10 protein-coding genes (1 of these 10 cut by a window edge) are annotated in these 19,260 nt (G+C 73.8%); 5 read left to right on the top strand and 5 right to left on the bottom strand.

The window, feature by feature from the left end:
* The 5 genes in view from ACIA8R_RS48940 to ACIA8R_RS48960 are tightly spaced (each overlapping or abutting the next) and all read right to left on the bottom strand, a layout consistent with a single transcriptional unit that may run on beyond the window.
* On the bottom strand, window positions 1-2,484 hold the 5' portion of the coding sequence (locus ACIA8R_RS48940) for an amino acid adenylation domain-containing protein (RefSeq protein ID WP_397044773.1). It extends 657 nt beyond the left edge of the window; the window shows 2,484 of its 3,141 coding nt (coding positions 1-2,484); its start codon is at window positions 2,482-2,484; its stop codon lies beyond the left edge, outside the window.
* Window positions 2,477-2,668, bottom strand: a complete 192-nt coding sequence (locus tag ACIA8R_RS48945) for an MbtH family NRPS accessory protein (RefSeq protein ID WP_357707636.1) — start codon at window positions 2,666-2,668, stop codon at window positions 2,477-2,479. Before ACIA8R_RS48945 ends, ACIA8R_RS48940 begins: the two co-directional genes overlap by 8 nt.
* The gene (locus ACIA8R_RS48950; RefSeq protein ID WP_397044775.1) at window positions 2,665-8,061 is read right to left on the bottom strand and encodes an SDR family NAD(P)-dependent oxidoreductase; all 5,397 of its coding nucleotides are present in this window, start codon (window positions 8,059-8,061) and stop codon (window positions 2,665-2,667) included. The genes ACIA8R_RS48945 and ACIA8R_RS48950 overlap by 4 nt, the downstream gene beginning before the upstream one ends.
* Window positions 8,058-12,668 carry an amino acid adenylation domain-containing protein gene (locus ACIA8R_RS48955; protein ID WP_397044777.1) on the bottom strand — a complete coding sequence of 1,537 codons (4,611 nt, stop codon included), beginning with the start codon at window positions 12,666-12,668 and terminating at the stop codon, window positions 8,058-8,060. Before ACIA8R_RS48955 ends, ACIA8R_RS48950 begins: the two co-directional genes overlap by 4 nt.
* Complete coding sequence (locus ACIA8R_RS48960) at window positions 12,665-14,140, bottom strand: thioesterase domain-containing protein (RefSeq protein WP_397044840.1); 1,476 nt, start codon at window positions 14,138-14,140, stop codon at window positions 12,665-12,667. Before ACIA8R_RS48960 ends, ACIA8R_RS48955 begins: the two co-directional genes overlap by 4 nt.
* Before the next feature lie 969 nt (window positions 14,141-15,109).
* Between ACIA8R_RS48960 and ACIA8R_RS48965 the strand changes: the two genes are divergently transcribed.
* The 5 genes from ACIA8R_RS48965 to hypF are packed head-to-tail and all read left to right on the top strand — an operon-like array spanning window position 15,110 to window position 19,238.
* The gene (locus ACIA8R_RS48965) at window positions 15,110-15,499 is read left to right on the top strand and encodes a helix-turn-helix transcriptional regulator (RefSeq protein ID WP_364101822.1); all 390 of its coding nucleotides are present in this window, start codon (window positions 15,110-15,112) and stop codon (window positions 15,497-15,499) included.
* Complete coding sequence (locus tag ACIA8R_RS48970) at window positions 15,496-16,092, top strand: SIS domain-containing protein (RefSeq protein WP_357707641.1); 597 nt, start codon at window positions 15,496-15,498, stop codon at window positions 16,090-16,092. Before ACIA8R_RS48965 ends, ACIA8R_RS48970 begins: the two co-directional genes overlap by 4 nt.
* The gene (locus ACIA8R_RS48975) at window positions 16,089-16,313 is read left to right on the top strand and encodes a HypC/HybG/HupF family hydrogenase formation chaperone (RefSeq protein WP_357707643.1); all 225 of its coding nucleotides are present in this window, start codon (window positions 16,089-16,091) and stop codon (window positions 16,311-16,313) included. Before ACIA8R_RS48970 ends, ACIA8R_RS48975 begins: the two co-directional genes overlap by 4 nt.
* A complete protein-coding gene (locus ACIA8R_RS48980) occupies window positions 16,310-16,972 on the top strand; it encodes an SIS domain-containing protein (protein ID WP_364101816.1) in 663 nt (220 codons plus the stop codon). The genes ACIA8R_RS48975 and ACIA8R_RS48980 overlap by 4 nt, the downstream gene beginning before the upstream one ends.
* Complete coding sequence (hypF, locus tag ACIA8R_RS48985) at window positions 16,962-19,238, top strand: carbamoyltransferase HypF (RefSeq protein WP_397044780.1); 2,277 nt, start codon at window positions 16,962-16,964, stop codon at window positions 19,236-19,238. Before ACIA8R_RS48980 ends, hypF begins: the two co-directional genes overlap by 11 nt.
* Window positions 19,239-19,260 lie beyond the last annotated feature (22 nt).

A 19,260-nucleotide genomic window follows, 5' to 3' on the forward strand; every position in this document is an offset into this window, starting at 1 on the left:
GGCCAGGTCGCCGGTGGCGTACAGGCGCGCGCCCGGCGCGCCGTACGGGTCGGGGACGAAGCGCTCGGCCGTCAGCCCCGGCCGTCCCGCGTAGCCGCGGGCCACCTGGACGCCGCCGATGTGCAGCTGACCGGGCACCCCGACGGGCATCGGCTCAAGCTGCTCGTCGAGGACGTGCAGGCGGCAGCCGGGCATCGGACGGCCGATGGGGATCACCGTCTCGCCCGGCCGGCAGGCGTGCCAGGAGACGTCCACGGCCGCCTCGGTGGGGCCGTAGAGGTTGTGCAGCTCCACGCCGGGCAGCCGCTCGAAGAAGCGGGCCGCCATCCTGGGGGGCAGCTCCTCGCCGCTGCACACCACGCGACGCAGTGATGTGCACGACTCGATGTTCGCCTCCTCCAGGAAGAGGGCGAGCATCGACGGCACGAAGTGCATCGTGGTCACCGCGTGCCGCTTGATCAGGTCACGCTGGTGAGCGGGGTCGCGGTGGCCGCCCGGCCGTACCGGGACGAGGCAGGCGCCCTGCAGCAGCGGCCAGAAGAACTCCCACACCGACACGTCGAAGCTGGTCGGCGTCTTCTGCATCACCACGTCGCCGGCCGTCAGGCCGAACGCGTCCTGCATCCAGGCGAGCCGGTTGACGATGCCGCGGTGGGTGTTGACCACCGCCTTCGGCCGGCCGGTCGAGCCCGAGGTGTAGATGAGGTAGGCGGCGTCGTCCGGTCCGGTCACCGGGTTGAGATCGCCGGAGTCGAGGTCGTGGTCGTCCTCCAGCAGCACCGTCTCGATCGTCCCGGGGGACGGCACGTGGCGCTGGGTGAGCAGCACCCGCGCGCCGCAGTCGGCGAGCATGAACTCCAGCCGGTCCCGCGGGTACTCCGGATCCAGCGGCACGTACGCCCCGCCCGCCTTGAGGACGGCGAGCAGCGCGACGACCAGCTCGGGCGATCGTTCCGCGCAGACCGCGACGGGCTCGCCGCGTCCCACGCCGAGGTGCCGCAACCGCCGGGCGAGCCGGTTGGCGCGGCCGTTGAGCTCGGCGTAGGTGAGCGTGACGTCGCCGAAGAGCACCGCGGGGGCCTCAGGGGTCGCCGCGGCCCGCTCCTCGACCAGCGCGTGCAGGGTTCCGGGCGCGGCCTGGGGCGCGCCGGTCCCGAGGGCCAGCACGCGTCCGCGCTCGTCCGCCGTGAGCACGGGGAGCCGGTCGACCGGCCGGTCGGGGTCGGCGATGGCCGACTCGACCAGCGTCCGCAGGTTCGCCTCGAAGCGTTCGATCGTCTCCGGATCGAACAGGTCGGTGGCGTACTCCAGCCGGGTGTGCAGCAGCCCGTCGCGCATGTTGACGTCGAGCTGGAGGTCCACCTTCGCGGTGCCGTTGGCGATCTGCCCTTCGTTGGTGCGGATGGCCAGGTTGAACATCACCTGGTAGATGGGCGGCACGCTCAGGTCCCGGGCCGGTTGCAGGTCCTCCACGAGCCGCTCGAACGGCAGCTCCTGATGGTCCAGCGCCTCGGCGACCGTCGCCCGCACGCGGCCGGCGGCCTCGCGGAAACTGGGCGCGCCCGACAGGTCCACGCGCAGCGGCACCGCGTTGACGAACATGCCGATGACCGGCTCGGTCTCGGGCAGCAGCCGTCCGGCGACCGGCGTGCCCACCACGATGTCGTCGATGCCGGACCAGCGCGACAGCACGGCGGCGTACGCGGTGAGCATCACCGTGAACAGCGTGGCGTTGAGGTCCTTGGCCAGCCGCTCGACGCTCGCCGACAACTCGGGGGAGTAGGCGCCGAGCCGGATCCCGCCCCGGTAGGTACGGCGGGCCGGTCGCGGCCGGTCACCCGGCAGGGCGAGGTCGGCGGGCACCCCGGCCAGCCGCTCGCGCCAGTGCACGAGCTCGGTCTCCAGGAACTCGCCGGACAACCGGCCGCGCTGCCACACGGCGAAGTCGGCGAACTGGATCGGCAGGTCGGGCAGCTTCGGCGGCCGGTCCTCGCCGAGCGCGTCGTAGCACTCCTCCACCTCGTCCATGAAGACCATGGACGAGACGCCGTCGAAGATCGTGTGGTCGAAGACGACGGCCAGCCGCAGATCGTCCTCGGCCAGCTTGACGTGCCGGCCCCGGTACAGCGGCGCCCGTTCCATGTCGAACGGCAGCACCGCGTCCGCCCTGGCCAGGCGGGCCAGCTCCGCCTCGGCGGCGGCCCGCGGGAGGTGGGACAGGTCCGTCTCCGTCAGCGCCGTGGGCGGCGCACCGGGGCTGATGATCTGCACCACCTGCCCGTCCCGGAACTCGAACGTGGTGCGCAGCGCCTCATGGCGCCGCACGACCAGATCGATCGCCCGCTCCAGCCGGCGGGGGTCCACCGGCTGCCTGGCCGCCATCGGCATGATCATGCCGATGTTGTAGACGGCCAGATCGGGCTCGAAGCGCGAAAGGAACCACATCCGCTCCTGGCCGGAGGATGCGGGGAAGGCATCACTCACTGTCCATGGCCTCTCGCAGGCTCTTCGGCCGCATGTCGGTCCACACCTGCTCGATGTGGTCCAGACAGGCGTCCTTGGTGCCGGAGAAGCCGGCGTCGTGCCAGCCGGAGGGATTGTCCCGGTCGGCGGGCCAGATGGAGTACTGCTCCTCGTCGTTCAGTACGACCTTGGTGTCTGCGCTCATGCGGAACTCCGGGGGAGACGGGGGATGGTCTGGGTGGCGGGCCCGGCGGCGGGCTCGGGGGTGGCGGCGGTGGCGGCGTCCAGCAGGGCTGCGACCCCGGCCACGGTCGGCTCCTCGAAGAGGTTGCGCATCGGCAGCCGCACCCCCAGCTCCTTGCGGATGAGGGCGATGAGCTGGACCGCGATGAGCGAGTTGCCGCCCAGCTCGAAGAAGTCGTCGTCGACGCCGATGTGGTCGCCGCCGAGCACCTCGCCCCACAGGCGGGCGATCGTGGCCTCGGCGTCGTTGCGCGGGGCGACGTAGCCCTCGGCGGGCGCCTTGTCCTGCCGGTCGGCGACCGCCGCCGGGTCCAGCTCGGTCTCGACGGTCTCCTGGGTCAGCGAGCCGACCCCGGCGACGAGCTCGGCCACCGTGCTGGCCGCCACCACGACCTGGGAGCCGAGCGGCGCGGCGAGCAGCCTGCGCAGGGAGAGGGCCCCGTCGGCCGGCCTGATGCCGACCTCGTCGTCGGCCGCGGCCGCCGCCGGGGCGGCGCGCTGGGAGTCGGCGCTGGTGACGACCCCGGACACCACGGCCTCGGTGTCGATCCTGCGCAGGACGTAGTCGGAGATCTGCACCAGCACCGTGCCGTCGGGCGCGATCAGCGTGACGTCCACGACCAGCACCTCGTCGGTGTCGGTGCTGGTGATGCGCAGATGGCTCCAGAACGCCTCGGGCAGGCTCCCGAACACGGTGATGCGGCCGTAGCCGAGCGGCAGGTAGTGGCCCTCGACCGCGACCCAGCTGAAGGTGGTGGCGGCGTCGAGCAGCGCCGGGTGCAGCCCCCAGCGGTCGAGGTCGACCATCAGCACGTCGTTGGCCTCGAACAGGCCGAGCGCCTCCTGCTGACCGACATGCGTGGCGGTCAGGGTCCGGTGCCAGTGCCCGCCCAGCGTGAGCAGGCCCGACAGCGGGACGCCGCCCTGCTCGTCCGCCGAGGACACGCAGCGGTCCATGATCGCGCGCAGGTCCACGCGGTCGGCGGGCGGCGGGCTCACCTTGGCCGCCGTGCCTCTGGCATGGGTGCGGTGCGATCCGCCGATGATGCTCTGCACCTGGAACTCGGCGCCGTCCGCCTCCGGGGTGAAGATCACCCGTACCTCGGCGGTCGCGCCGTCGGCGACCGACAACGGTTCGACGAACACCACGTCCCGCAGCTCGACGAGCCCGCTGCCGGGCAGCACCGCCTCGGTGGCCGTCCTGGCCAGCTCGACGTGGCCGGTGCCGGGCAGCACGGGCACGTCGGCGATGCGGTGCTCGTCCAGCACCCAGTGCGTGCCGGGCGAGAGTGTGCCGCTGCACCAGTCGAGGCCGTTGACCGCGTCCGCGGCGTGCCGCGCGTCGAGGACCGGGTGGTCCATCGCCTTGATCCGGTCGCCGCGCTGCAACGCGACGAATCCGGCGGGCGCCGCGGTCTCCGCCGCCATGCCGACTTCCAGCCACCTGCCCCAGTTCACGCTGACGATCTGGGCGGCGTTCCAGCCTCGTCCGGCGCGGGCGTGCGCGTCGAGGAAGTTGTTGGCCGCGCAGTAGTCGATCTGCCCGAACCCGCCGGCCACCGCGGTGATCGACGAGCAGAGCACCACGGCCTCCAGCTCCAGGTCGCCGAACGCCTCCTGGAGCGCCAGCGTGCCGAGCACCTTGGGACGGAGCACGGCCTCGGCCGCCTCCCTCTCCTTGACCTGGGCCATGCCGCCGCCGGGCAGGCCGGCCGCGTGCACCAGCACGTCCACCCGGCCGAAGGCGGCGAGCGTCTCGTCCCTGACCCGGCGCATGTCCGCCGGATCGGTCACGTCGGCGGCCAGGGTCAGCACCCGTGCCCCGGCGGCCTCCATCCGGCGGATCGCCTCGGCGGCGCGCGCCTCGCGGGCCGACCGCGGCGGGCCGGCGGGCAGCCCGGTCCTGGACAGCAGGACGAGGTTGACGCGGGCCCGCGCCGCCAGGTCCTCGGCCAGCGAGACGCCGATGCCGCCCAGACCGCCGGTGATCACGTACACCTGGCCGTCGCGCGGCTCGCCCGGCTCGCTCGCCACCTCCACCTGCTCGTACCCGAGCAGCCACCGCTTCCCGCCGCGCAGGGCGACCGGGGCCAGCAGCCCGGCCTCGCCGGGCTCCGCCGCGCGGCCCAGCTCGGTCGCGACGCCACGCACGGCGTCCCCGTCGGCCGCGTCGATGTGGCGGACGCGCAGCCACGGCGTCTCCAGCGGGACGACCCGGGCGAAGGCGGCCAGCGTCGCGTGCTCCGGCCTGGTCAGGTCGCCGCCGACGACGTCCATCGTGCCCGCGGTCACCAGGTCGAGCTGCACCCCGCCCGGAGGCTGGGCCGCCGACAGCGCCTGCACGAGCCCCAGGACGCCGAAGAAGCCGCGGTCCTGTGCGGCCCACGTCTCGTCGCCGCCCGTGAGGGCCCAGGCGTGCACGATCCGCTCGGGGATGTCGCCGATCGCTTCGAGCAGCGCGTCGTAGTCCTCCCGGACGGCCGGCCGCACCGTGAAACCCCCGTCGGAGGCGCCGAACGCGCTGCCCGGCCGCACCTCCAGCACCTCGGCCCCCGAGGCACGCAGCGCGTCGGCCAGCGCGGCCGAGTCCTCGTCCACGAAGGCCAGGCAGCGGGTGATCGGCGACGCCGCCGCCGGACGGACGGGCGCCTGGTGCCAGACGGGGACGCCGTACCACCGCTCGGGCGGCAGCGGACCGTCGGCCTGCCGCGGGGCGGCCACGCCACCGGTGAAGGCACCCTGCGGATCGGGGTCGATCCAGGCGCGCTGCCGCTCCCACGGGTAACCCGGCAGCGAGACGCGGAAGCCGGGGGAGCCGAAGTCGTTCAGCTCGATGCCGTGGACCCAGAGCGCGCCCACGGCCTGCGAGAAGACCGCGACGTCACCGGCCCGGTCGCGCGGGCCGGGCAGCGACGGCAGCGGGGCGATCGCACCGGTGGCCAGCTGGGTGCTCGCCAGGCCGGACAACTGCCGTCCCGGCCCGCACTCGATCATGATCCATTCGCCGTCGGCCAGGAGCGTCGAGACGCAGTCGCCGAAACGGACGGGCTCGCGCACGTGCCTGGCCCAGTAGGACGGGTCGGTGGCCTCGGCGGCGGTGATCCAGGTGCCGGTCACGTTGGACAGGAACGGCAGGCTCGGCGCGGCCGGCCCGGCTGCCGCGACCAGTTCGCGGAACTCGCGCAGCATCGGCTCCATCATCGCCGAGTGGAAGGCGTGCGAGGTGCGCAGCGGCGTGCAGCCGATGCCCTCCTCCTCCAGCATCTCGGCCAGTTCCCTGATCGACTCCGACGGGCCGGACACGACGCAGGTGCCGGGGCCGTTGACGGTGGCCACGGAGACGTCGTCGGGCAGCATCGGCGCGATTTCGTCGGGCATGAGCTGCACGGCCAGCATGGAGCCGGGCGGCAGGGCCTGGATCAGCCGGCCGCGCGCCGCGACCAGCCGCAACGCGTCGGGCAGCGTGAAGACGCCGGCGATGGTGGCCGCCGCGTACTCGCCGATGCTGTGGCCGATCATCGCGGCGGGCTCGACGCCCAGCGACAGCCAGAGCCTGGCCAGCGCGTACTCGACGGTGAACAGGGCGGGCTGGGTGAGCGAGGTCTGCCGCAGCGCCTCGTCGGCCTCCTCGCCGGTGGCGAAGATCTGCTCACGCACGTCCAGGACGGCCGCGCACTCGTCGACCGCCTCGCGGAAGATCGGCTCGTTCCGGTACAGCTCGGCGGCCATGCCGCCGTACTGGGAGCCCTGACCGGAGAAGAGGAAGGCCACCTGCGCGGGGCGCTTCGGCTTGGCGCCGGTGACGATCCGCTTGGGGTCGGACAGCGCGGCCACCGCGTCGCCCGGTGAGGTGGCGACGACCGTGGCCCGGTGCTTGAGCTCCCGGCGGCCCACGCGCAGGGTGAAGGCCGCGTCGGCCAGGTCCGTCTCGGGGTGCGCGGCCAGGTGCGCGGCCAGCCGTTCCCGCGCGGCGGCCAGCGCCGACTCCGTCCTGGCCGAGAGCTTCAGCAGGTGGGCGGGCCGCTCGCGGGGCAGCGGCGGACGCGGCGGCGCCTCCTCCAGCACGGCGTGCGCGTTCGTGCCGCCGATGCCGAACGAGCTGACCCCCGCGCGCCGCGGGAAGTCCTCGCGCTCCCACTTCGTCGGCGAGGAGACGACGTAGAACGGGCTCGCCGGGAAGTCGATCTTCGGGTTGGGGCTCTTGAAGTGCAACGTCGGCGGGATCAGCTTGTTCTCCAGCGACAGCACCGCCTTGATCAGGCTGGGCACGCCGGCCGACTGGCCGAGGTGGCCGATGTTGCTCTTGACCGAGCCGATGCCGCACCACTGGGTGTCGCTCGTGTGCTGGGCGAACACGCTGGACAGCGCGGCCACCTCGATCGGGTCGCCGAGCGCCGTGCCGGTGCCGTGCGCCTCGACGTAGGTCACCGTCCGCGGGTCCACGCCGCCGACGCCCAGCGCCTGCGCGATGACCGCGGCCTGGCCGTCCAGGCTGGGCGCGGAGAAGCCGACCTTGCCCGCGCCGTCGTTGTTGATCGCGTTGCCCAGGACCACCGCGCGGATGTTGTCGCGGTCCTCGATCGCCTCGGACAGCCGCTTCAGCACGAGGACGCCGCCGCCGCTGCCCCAGGTCGTGCCGCCGGCGTCGGCGTCGAAGGAGCGGGTGTGCCCGTCGGGGGAGACGATGCCGTCCTGGTCGTAGATGTACCCCTCGCCCTGCGGGAGGTCCAGCATGGCCGCGCCGGCCAGCGCCATGTCACATTCGCCGTTGCGTAGCGCCTCGCACGCGATGTGGAAGGCCACCAGCGCGGTCGAGCACGCCGTGTGCACGGTGTAGCTGGGGCCGCGCAGGTCGAGCTTGTAGGAGGTGAGCGTCGCGCAGTAGTCGACGTGGTTGCCCACCATGACCGCCAGCCAGCCGGCGTTCTTGTGGGCCTGGGAGTTGCTGCGGATGTTCCGCCACTGGTACGTGTCCGTCCCGGTGCCGGCGTAGACCCCGATCTCGCCCGGGTAGCGGAACGGGTCGTAGCCCGCGTCCTCCAACGCCGTGTGCGACAGCTCCAGGAACAGCCGATGTTGCGGATCGCGGACCTCGGCCTCCCTGATCGACATGCCGAAGAACGCCGCGTCGAAACCCTCGTAGTCGTCCAGCGCCATGGCGGCCGGCACGAAGTTCGGGTCGGCCAGCAGGCTCTCCGCCGTGCCCAGCGCCCGTTGCTCCTCCAGGGTGTACGTGGTCAGCGACTCGACGCCGTCGGCGAGGTTGCGCCAGAACTGCTGCGCGTCACCCGCTCCCGGAACCCGGCACGACAGGCCGATGATCGCGATCGGCTCGGCCGTGGGCTCGTCCGTCATGGGGCAATCCCCTTCTCGTTACGGTTCCTCAACCTGTCTCGTCGTGAAGCCAGGCGGCGTGCCGCCCGGTCCAGTCCCGGACTGCCGCCCGCGCCGTCGAGGTGGGCGGCGAGCGTCCGGATGGTGGGATGCCTGAACAGCTCCGTGATCGGGATCTCGCGGCCGGTCGCCGCCTTCAGCCGTGCCTGCACGGCCGCCACGGCCAGCGAATGGCCGCCGATCTCGAAGAAGTTGTCGTCGGGGCCCAGCCGTGGCACGCCCAGCACGGCGCGCCACACCTGGGCGACCGTCTTCTGCGTGGGGCCGTCGAGGCCGCCGACGGCCTTCGGCTGCTCCACCGGCCGCCCGCGCAGCGCGGCGCGGTCCACCTTGCCGTTGGGCGTCAGCGGCAGCGCGGGCAGCGTCACCACCTCGGTGGGGACGGCGTGCTCGGGCAGCGCGCGGCGCAGGTCCTCCAAGATCCGGTGCGCCGCCGCCCCAGGCCCGGCGGGCACCACGTAGCCGACGAGGGTGCCGCCCTCGACCCTGGCCGCGGCGGCGCGCACGTCCCGGCAGGCGGCCAGCGCGGCCTCCACCTCGCCCAGCTCGACCCGGAATCCGCGCACCTTCACCTGGTCGTCGCCGCGCCCCGCTGGGGTGACCGTGCCGTCGGGGTTGCGCCGGCCGAGGTCCCCGGTGTGGAAGCGGTCACCGGCGAAGCGCCGGCCGGTCAGCGCCGGGTCCAGGTAGCCGGAGGCCAGGTGGCGGCTGCGGACGACCACCTCGCCGAGCTCGCCGACCCCGGCCCGCCCGCCGTCCGGCGCCAGCACGATGATCTCGCTGCCCTCGACGGGCCGCCCGATCGGCACGATCTCCGGGTACGGCTCGGTCAGCTCGTGCCAGGCGTGCGCCTGTGGCGTCTCGGTCGTGCCGTAGAAGGCGACGAGCCGGGCGCCGGGCACGAGCGCGCGCAGCCGGGCCGCCTGGGCGCCGGTGAACAGGTCGCCGCCCACGCCGGCCAGCCGCACGTCGGGCAGCGTGGCGCCGGTGTCCGCCAGCATCGTCGCGAGCTGCGGCGTCAGATGGAGGACGGTGATGGCGTGCTCGCGCAGCCAGGTGACGAGCTTGCCCGGGTCGCGCACCAGCTCCTGCTCGGGCACGAACAACTCGGCGCCCGCCGCGGCCGGGACGAACATGTCGCGCAGCGCCGGATCGTGGGCCGGCCCGGACAGCAGCGCGAACCGGTCGTGCGGCTCGACGGCGAAGGTGCGGACGTACCAGGAGACGAAGTGGGCCAGCGGCCTGTCGGCGGTGACGACCGCCTTGGGATCGCCCGTGGTGCCCGAGGTCATCGACAGATAGCCGGTCCCCGGCACCTCGACGCCGCCCTCGCGCAGCTCGACCTCGCCGTCCCGGAGCACCGCCCGGGCTCCCGCGGCGGCGATCTGCCTCTCCTGCACGGCAGGCGGATACGTGGAGTCGATCACCGCCCACCGCGCGCCCGCCGCCAGCACGCCGAGCAGGGTCCCCGGCAGCTCGGGCACCCGGGAGGCGACGACGGCCACCACGGACCCCGGCCCGACACCCGCCCGCCGGAGCGCCGCCTCGGTCCGCCGCCGTGCCCCCGCGTACGCGTCGCCGACGAGCTCCAGCAGTCCCGGCCCGTCCCAGGCCGGGAGCTCCTCGTCGGGCGCGTCGGGTTCGGCCCGTCCGGTCAGCAGCTCGTCGAGCAGCTCGACATAGCCGTCGACCAGCGCCGCCATGCGTTCGGGGGTGTAGAGGTCGGGGTTGTAGACCAGCTCCAGCGCGTAGCCGCCGCGCTGCTCGCCCACGTACATCGTCAGGTCGAACAGCGCTCCCGGCAGCCCGGGGCGCAACGTCTCACTCGCGCAACCGGCCAGGTCCAGCCGGGCCTGGGCGAAGTTGTACATGTTGAACATGACCTGAGTGATCGGGTTGCGGCTCAGGTCGCGCGGCAGCCGCAGCGACTCCAGGAGCTGCCCGAGCGGCACGTCCCGGTGCCTGATCGCCGCGTTCAGCTCGGCCGCGCACGCCGTCACCTGCTCGGCGAAGTCCCCCCGGGGGCGCAGCCGCACCGGCAGGACCTGTACGCACATCCCCACCATCGACTCGAACGCGACGTGCGGCCGGTCCGCGTAGGCCGACCCCACCACCAGGTCGTCACGTCCCGCCAGCCCGGCCAGCAGGCGTCCGAAGGCACCCAGCAGCACCGCGTACGGCGTGGTGCCCAGCCGCGCAGCCAGCTCGGCCACCCGGCCGGCCAGTGCCGCGTCCAGCTCGCCCTGGCAGGCGGCGCCGTTGAAGGTCTGCGCGGGCGGCCTGGCCGCGTCCCTGGGCAGGTCCAGCACCAGCGGCGCGTCGCGCAGGCGCTCCCGCCACCAGCCCAGCGCCTCGGCGTCGCCGTTGCCGCGCAGCCAGCGCACGTAGTCGGCGAACGTGTGCTCGCTCACCTCGACCGGCTCGCCGCGGTAGGCGGCGGACAGGCCCCGGTAGAGCACGTCCTGCGACCAGCCGTCGAACACCAGGTGGTGCGCGGTCAGGCAGAGCACGTGCTCGTCGGGCGCCAGCCGGATCAGCCGCGCCCGGAACAGCGGCCCGGCGGCCAGGTCGAACCGTTCCCGCGCCTCCTTCTGCAGCGCCGCGGCCAGGTCGGCGGGGGAGAGGTCGTCCACCGGCAGCGGCACCTCCTCCGGCGGCGCGACCGTCACGTCGGGGATGCCGTCGCGCGAGCCCACCCGCCAGCGCAACGCCTCGTGCGCCGCCACGACGGCGGTCAGCGCGCGCCGGAGCGCGGCGACGTCCAGCGGGCCGTGAATCCGCTCGGCCATCGCGATGTTGTGCGCGGCCGACTCGGGCGCCAGTTGCTCGACGAACCACATCCGGCGCTGGGCGGGGGAGAAGGCGGCAGGGCTCCCGGTGGGCGGCGCGGCGGTGGTCGCCCGCCGGGCGCCCTCCACGAGCGCGCGCAGCGCGCCGTAGGTCCTGCCCTCGTACACGTCCTGGACCGACACGACCCGGCCCAGCTCCGCGCGTACCGCGGCCACCAGGCGCATCGCCCGCAGTGAGTGGCCGCCGCGCTGGAAGAAGTCGTCCTCGTCGTCCGGGACGGGCGCCTCCAGCACCCGCGCCCAGATCCCGGCCAGCCCGGTCCCCGTCCCCTGCTCCCGCCGGGACCCCGCCCGCAGGACGGCGAGGTCGACCTTGCCCGAGGCGTTCAGCGGGAGGAGGGCCAGCCGTACCAGCTTGGTCGGCAGCATGTACGGCGGCAGCCGCACCGCCAGGTCCTCGCGCAGCTCGGCCAGGTCGGGCGCGTCCTCGGGCGTCACGTAGGCGACCAGCTCGCCCGCGAAGTCCACCACCGCCTGCCGCACTCGCGGATGCGCGCGCAGCGTCGTCTCCACCTCACCGATCTCCACGCGCTGCCCCTGGACCTTCACCTGGCGGTCCAGGCGGCCCATGAACGCGATCTGGCCGTCCTCCTGCCACGCCACGTGATCGCCGGTCCGGTACAGCCGCGCTCCCGGCTCGTCCGAGAACGGGTCGGGCACGAACCGCTCGGCCGTCAGCCCGGGACGGCCCAGGTACCCGCGGCTGACCTGCGGGCCGCCGATGAGCAGCTCGCCGGGGACGCCCGGCGGGCACGGGTTCATGTCCTCGTCGACGATGTAGGCCCGGCAGCCGCGCAGCGGCCGGCCGATCGGCAGCGGCCGCTCCCACACGCCGTGGAACTCGCCGCCCACGACGACGACGGTCAGCTCGGTCGGGCCGTACAGGTTGTGGAAACGCGTGTGCGCCGACCACCGCGCCACCTGCTCGGGCGGGGGCGGCTCGCCCGCCGTCACCACGTCCCTCAGGTACGGCAGGCGGCTCGGGTCCACCAGCGGGAGCAGCGCGGGCGGGAGGTACCCCCAGGTGACGTCGTGCTCCTCCAGGAAGTGCTGCAACCGGGCCGGGTCGACGCGGTCCTCGTCCGGCACCAGCTGCACGCAGCCGCCGATGGTCAGCGGGAGCACCATGTCCATGATCGAGGCGTCGAAGCCCAGCGCGGAGAAGGCCATCGAGCTGCAGCTCGCGTCCAGGCCGAAGTGCGCGACGGTCGAGGTGACGAAGAAGACCGCGTTGGCGTGGCTCACGACCACGCCCTTGGGCCGTCCGGTGGAACCGGAGGTGTAGATCACCCACGCCGCGTTGCCCGCCACGGCGTCGCCGTCCCGCCGCTCCGCCGGCCCCGGCTGGAAGGCATGGACGAGCGTGGCGGCGCAGCCGTCCAGGAGCTCCTGGCCGCGCTCGTCCACGACGACCACAGCGATCCCGGCGTCCTCCAGCACCTCGTCCAGCCGTTGCCGCGGATGCCCGGGGTCCAACGGCACGTAAGCGCCGCCCGCCAGATGGATGGCCAGCAACGCCACCGGCATCAGCGGTGTACGGCGGGTGCACAGTCCCACCCGCGCCTCCGGCCCGACGCCGAGCTCGCGGAGCCGTCCCGCCAGCGCCCACGCCCGCTCGACCAGCTCGGCGTAGGTGAGCACGTTCTCCCACTGCCGGACCGCCGGGGCGTCCGGAGTCCTCGCGGCCTGAGCCGTGATCAGACTGCTGAGGAGTGTCATCCTGCGGCCTCCACACCCGGCCGTACCAGCCGGCCTTGCCGTACCGTCTCGAAACGCAGCAGGAAGCGCGGCGCGCGGACGGCGATCGCGGCGAGCGCCCGGCCCAGTGGCAGGTGCGTCACCCGCCACTCCGCCAGCCGTTCCGCCTGCCACTCCGCCGTATGCGCGGCCTCTGGGGCAGCCTCGGGCACCCAGGTCGCGCCCGGACGCTGCCCGGCGAACCCGAACAGCGCCGGATCCACCCGCGGCCCGTCACCGATCGCCTTCAGCAGCGCCTCCTTGGCCGTCCAGGTGCGCAGCGCGCTGTGCAACCGCAGTTCCTCGGGCAGCGCGGCGTACTCGTCGCGCTCCCGCTCGTCCAGCACCCGCTCGAAGAACGCCTGCTCGTCGGCCGGCGGCCGGAAGCGCTCCAGGTCGGCGCCCACCTCGCGGCCCGCCGTCAGCGCGACCAGCACCAGGCCGCCCGATCGGCTGAGGCTGTAGGCGAGCTGGGTCCCGGCGTACGGCACGCCGCCGGACCGGGCGGGCGCGACGCCCGGTTCGGCCCCGTACTCCGCGAGCAGCCGCCGTAGCAGCACCGACCCGCCGACGAACCCGCGCCGGTGGTCCTCCTGCCGGAACCTGGCCGCCCGTGCCGCCTCCCGCGGCGACAGCTCGTCCACGGCCGCGCACATCTCGGGCAGCTCGTCCAGGTTGGCCAGCCACACGTGCACCTCGTCCGCGGTCACGCTCGGCCGGGGGTCTGCCGCGATGGTCCGCGCCACCTGGTCGCCGTGCGTGGCGAGGAAGAGGTGGGCGGCGTCGAGCGTGTGCAGGCGGAAGGTCGAGGAGGTGTGGCGGGCCCAGCCGAGCATGGTGGGGTGGGTGACCTCTTGGTCGTGCGCGCCGGCGAAGGCGACGATGGGGACGTCGAGGGGCTCCTGCCGGGTGAAGCGGTAGCGGCGCAGCCACTCCATGTCCGTCCGCAGGGCGGGGAGGAGCAGGGCCTTGATCTCGGGCTGCGTCCGTAACTCCGCCGGCGCGCCCAGCCGGGCGATCACCTCGTCGAGGAGGTCCTCGTCGCCCAGGCCAGTCCACCGTCCCAGCGTCTCCTGGCGCTCCGGCGGGTGCGCGGCGCCGACGTAGAGGCATTCGGGCGCCCGTACGCCGAGTCGCCGCAGCTCGCGGACCACCTCGAAGGCGACCCGGCCGCCCATGCTGTGCCCGTAGATCGAGTACGACGTGCGCTGGTGGGCGGCGATGGACCGGGCGATCAGCTCGGGGGAGAGGGCTCCGGGTTCGGCGATCCGGCCCTCACGCCCGGGGAGCATCGCCACCCGCACGTCGAGGACGCCGTCGAACGCCTGCCGCCACGCCCAGAAGGCGGTGACGTCCCCACCGGCGTAGGGGAGGCAGAAGAGGGTCCGGGCGCCGGGCGGGTATCGCGTCAGCGAGGCGAACGGTGTCTCGGACAGCACGTGTTCAGCTGGCATCGCCACGCGAAGTCACCCCCCCGGCAGGTCCACTGCTCCGGGCGAGGTCGTCACGCGGGCAGCAGGAAGTATGGGCCGCTCGTCAGGGTTCGGCCTGGCGAGGGGCGGCTCTCGGCTGAGGCCACGCCATTCCTATTATTTTGTCCGAAAGTCAGTCAAGGGATGAAATTTAAACCAACGATGGAAGCCTGGTTTCGGGCATCGAAAAAACCCGTCACCTGCGGGGCCGCCGGCGGCCGGTAGGGCGCTCCCGCTGGGCGGATGATCTCCGTCGCCCCGCGCATGCTGGGGTTTTGCCACTCTGCGTGATGATCTTGTCCCTCTATGGAATGCCCGTAATCAGGGTTTCGGTCATCCGATCGACAGGGGTGTCTGTCCCTATTGACGGATTGAGTCGAGACCGATTCGGTATAAGGGTCAGATCTGCGGCGATCCGGCTGACAGTCGGCCTTGCGCCCTCCTGACAGCCGCCGTCCCGCGTCCGGACGACGACGGAGGCCGTGAGGGTGGGGCGCCCCCCATTCCGGCGGCGCTCATCGTTCTGACGGATTCGACGAAACACGGCCGATCACTTATTCGCCGGCCCGAGTGCGAGAACGGCGAACAGGCGCAGTCCTGCGGCGGGACGCCACGAAAGCCCTGGTGGGACGGGTGGTCCAGGGCGTCGGGTCATCCATTCCGACTGAAGGAATGGCCCGGGCGACGGTGTCGGACGGCAAATCCGACTTACCGTGATCATCCGTTCCGCAGTACGAACTACGTGAACTACTCGTGTTACTTCGCGGCCGACGTCTCCCTGACAGCGGCGCCGAGACCGCCGGCTCGGCGCGGTGCCGACCGCCGGAGACCTAACCCTTGGCTTGGCTTCTGTCAGAAGTTGGCAAGGACGGCGTGCGGAGCTACGGAATCGCCCCCCGTGCACGTTCTACTACCCCTTGGAGTGTGCGTTCCGCCGGCGGGGGAGATCGTATGGAAGGCGGCGAGAGGCGAGGATTGTTGTCCCCGCTCCTGCTTCTCCTGGTCTGGCAGCGGCCCGGCCACGGCTACGACCTGATCGACCGGCTGGGGGAGCTGGGCGTGGCGGGGGCGGAGCCCGGCCATGTCTACCGGCTGCTGCGCGCCCTCGAACGCGACCGGTGCCTGGTCTCCTCGTGGACCGCCTCGCGTACGGGACCGCCGCGCAGGAGGTACGAGATCACCGCTTCGGGCCTGAGCGAGCTGAAGGCCGCCATGATCCGGCTGCGGGACCTGGAGGACGTCCTCCGCGCCTGCGCGGCCCTGTGGGACGAGGGGCACCGGCCGCCGTCCCATGACGCCGCCCCATGGCAGGGAGAGGCGTGGCAAGGAGAGGTGAGATGACGCTTGTGTCGACAGCCTTCGAGCGCCGGGTCGCGCCAGGACGGGCGCTCGCCGAGGAGGCCGCCCCGATCGCCCTGGCCTGCCGGGCCATGGCTCTGCGGTTCGCGCGGGGCGGCCGGCTGCTGGTCTTCGGCGACGGCGGCGCCTCGGCGGACGCCCAGCACGTGGCCGTGGAGTTCGTCCATCCGGTCATCGTCGGCAAGAGGGCCCTGCCCGCCCTCTCCCTGAGCCACGACGCCGCCCGGCTGACCGCCGTCGCCGCGCGCAGGGGGTTCGAGGAGATCTACGCCGAGCAGGTGCGCCTGCTGGCCGCCGAGCACGACATGGCGCTCGGGTTCTCCTGGGACGGCGGCTGCGCGGACGTGCTGCGCGGGCTGGAGGCGGCTCGCGGGCTCGGACTGCTGACCGTCGCACTCGTGGGCGGGGACGGCGGCGGGGACGGCGGCGCGATCGGCCGCAGCCCGGCCGTGGACCACGTGCTCGCCGCCCGGTCCGGCGACCCGTGCGTGGTGCGGGAGATCCACATGACGGTCTACCACCTGCTGTGGGAGCTGGTGCACGTCTTCCTCGACCAGCCGGAGGAGGCCCGATGACCGAGAAGCCGATGGAGCCGGCGGAGCCGGTGTGCCTGACCTGTTCCGACCTCGCCGTGCCCATGCGCGTCGTCGAGCTGCTCGGCGACGGGATGGCGATCGCGCGGGCGGACGCCGGCGGTCCCCAGGAGATCAGCGTGGCCCTGGTCGAGGCCGGGCCGGGCGACGTCGTCCTGGTGCACGCCGGGGAGGCCATCGCGGTGGGAGGAGAATGCGGATGAGCACGACAGAAGGCACCGGCGTCGAGGCCCTCTACCCCTTCCTGTACGTCCGGCCCACCGACCCGGACGCCCTCCTGTCGGAGGTGCGCCGCTCCTGCGCGGACAAGGCGTACGAGATCGTCGCCCTGCGGGAGACCGTCGCCGGGCTGCACGGCGAGGAGCTGGCGCGCTGCGCGGCGCGGACGGCGGCGGCCTTCGAATCCGGCGGCAGGCTGTTCGCCGTCGGCAACGGCGGCAGCGCCACGGACGCGCAGGCGCTCGCCCAGCTCTTCGCCCACCCGCCGCGCGGCCGGGCGCTCGCGGCGACCTGCCTGGCCGTGGACGCCGCCGTCGTCACCGCCCTGTCCAACGACGTCGGCTACGACCTGGCCTTCGCCCGTCAGGTCGCCGCCTTCGCCGGGCCCGGCGACGTCGTGGTGGGCCTGTCGACCAGCGGCGGCTCGGCGAACGTGCTGCACGCCCTGGCCGAGGCGCGCCGCCGCGGCGCGCTGACCGTCGGCCTGGCCGGCGGCGACGGCGGACGGATGGCCGCGGACGGCCTGGTCGATCACCTGTTCGTCGTGCCGTCGCCGTCGGTGCACCGGATCCAGGAGGCCCAGGTGACCCTCTACCACGTCCTGTGGGAGCTGGTGCAGCGGGCGCTGACCGGTGACGGCTGAGGGGCCCGGCCGCATCCGGGTCCGGGTCGAGGGGCTGGTCCAGGGCGTCGGCTTCCGGCCCTTCGTCAGCGGTCTGGCCGGACGGCACGAGCTGGCCGGGTTCGTAGGCAACGATCCGCGCGGTGTGTTCATCGAGGCCCAGGGCGAGCCGTCGGCGCTGCGGGCCTTCGTCGCCGAGCTGGAACGGCGGGCGCCGCCCGCGGCGCTGGTCGAGAGCGTCACCGTGGCGGACGCCGAGCCCATCGCGGAGTCGGGCTTCCGGATCGTGCCCAGCCGCGGCGAGGGCGCCCGCCAGGTGTGCGTGCCGCCGGACACGGCCCCGTGCGACGCCTGCGCGGCGGAGATCGCCGACCCGGCCGCGCGCCGCCACGGCTACGCCTTCACCAACTGCACGGACTGCGGACCCCGGTTCACCATCGTCACCGACCTGCCCTACGACCGGCCCAACACCACGATGGCCCCGTTCGCGATGTGCGCCCACTGCTCGCGGGAGTACCGCGACCCCGGCGACCGGCGCTTCCACGCGCAGCCGGTGTGCTGCCCCGCCTGCGGGCCGTCGCTGCGGCTGCTGGACGCCGACGGCCGGCCCCGACCGGGCGACCCGTTCGGGACGGCCGCGCTCTGGCTGGCGCAGGGCAGGATCCTGGCCGTCAAGGGCGTCGGCGGATACCACCTGGCGGCCGTGGCCGGGGACGAGGAGGCGGTCGGCACGCTGCGGGCCCGCAAGCGCAGGGAGGGCAAGCCGTTCGCGGTGCTGGCCGCCGACCTGGCCGCGGCGCGCGAGCTGGTCCTGCTCGGCCCGGCCGCCGAGGGCGTCCTGAGCGGTCCGCGGCGGCCCGTCGTCCTGCTGCCGCGCCGGGACGGGGCGCCGGTCGCCGAGGCGGTCGCGCCGGGCAACCGCGAGCTGGGGGTGATGTTGCCCGCGACGCCGCTGCACCACCTCCTGGCCGTACGGCTCGGCCGTCCCATGATCCTGACCAGCGGGAACCGGTCGGACGAGCCGATCGCGCACCGGGACGACGACGCCCTGGAACGGCTGTCCGGAATCGCCGACGGCTTCCTCGTCCACGACCGGCGCATCCACGTCCGGGCCGACGACTCGGTGGTGCGCCTGTTCCGCGGCCGGGAGCTGCCCGTACGCCGCTCGCGCGGGTACGTGCCCGCCCCCGTACCGCTGCGACGGCCGCCGTCCCGGCACGTGCTGGCCTGCGGCGGCGAGCTGAAGAACACCTTCTGCCTGGTCAAGGGCCGCCACGCGGTCCTGTCGCAGCACATCGGCGACCTGGAGGGCTACGAGACGCTGCGCTCGTACGCGGAGGGGATCGACCGGCTGAGCCGGCTGTTCGGCGTCCGGCCCCGGCTCGTCGCCCACGACCTGCACCCGGAGTACCTGTCCACCAAGTACGCGCTCGGCCTCGACGACGTCGAACTCGTCGGCGTGCAGCACCATCACGCCCACATCGCCTCCTGCCTGGCCGACAACGGCGAGGAGGGCCCGGTGATCGGCGTCGCCCTGGACGGCCTGGGCCTGGGCTCCGACGGCACCCTGTGGGGCGGCGAGCTGCTGGTCGCCGACCTGCGGGGGTTCGAGCGGGCGGGACACCTGGAGGCGCTGCCGATGCCCGGCGGGGCGGCGGCCGTACGGCAGCCGTGGCGCATGGGCGTGTCCTACCTCGACGCGATCTACGGCGACGAGCCCCCGGACCTGCCCTTCGTCCGGCGGCACCGGGACCGGTGGGCGGCGGTGGCGGCGCTGGCCCGCACCGGGACGAACGCGCCCGTCACATCGAGTGCGGGCCGGCTGTTCGACGCCGTGGCGGCGATCGCCGGGCTGCGCGACCGGGTGCTCTTCGAGGGGCAGGCCGCGATCGAACTGGAGCAGCTCGCCGAGCCGGGCGAGCGGGCCGCCTACCCGGCGGCGCTGTCCACCGGGCCGGAGCTGGTCGTGTCCGGGACCGACCTGGTCCGCGGCGCGGTCGAGGACCTGCTGGCGGGCGTGCCGACGCCGCTGGTGGCCGCGCGCTTCCACAACGGCCTGGCCTGGGCCCTGCTGCGGGCGGTGCAGGCGCTGCGCGAGCGGACGGGGCTGCGGGACGTGGCGCTGTCCGGCGGCGTCTTCCAGAACGTCGTCCTGCTGGAGCGGATGGAGACGGGCCTGCGGGAGGCGGGCCTGCGGGTGCTGCTGCACTCACGGGTGCCGCCCAACGACGGCGGCCTCAGCCTGGGCCAGGCCGCCGTCGCCGCCGCCCTCGACCCCGCCGGATGAGCCCCGCCGCACCGGACGGGCC

This window comes from Nonomuraea sp. NPDC051191, assembly GCF_044455665.1.
Classification (GTDB): Bacteria; Actinomycetota; Actinomycetes; order Streptosporangiales; family Streptosporangiaceae; genus Nonomuraea.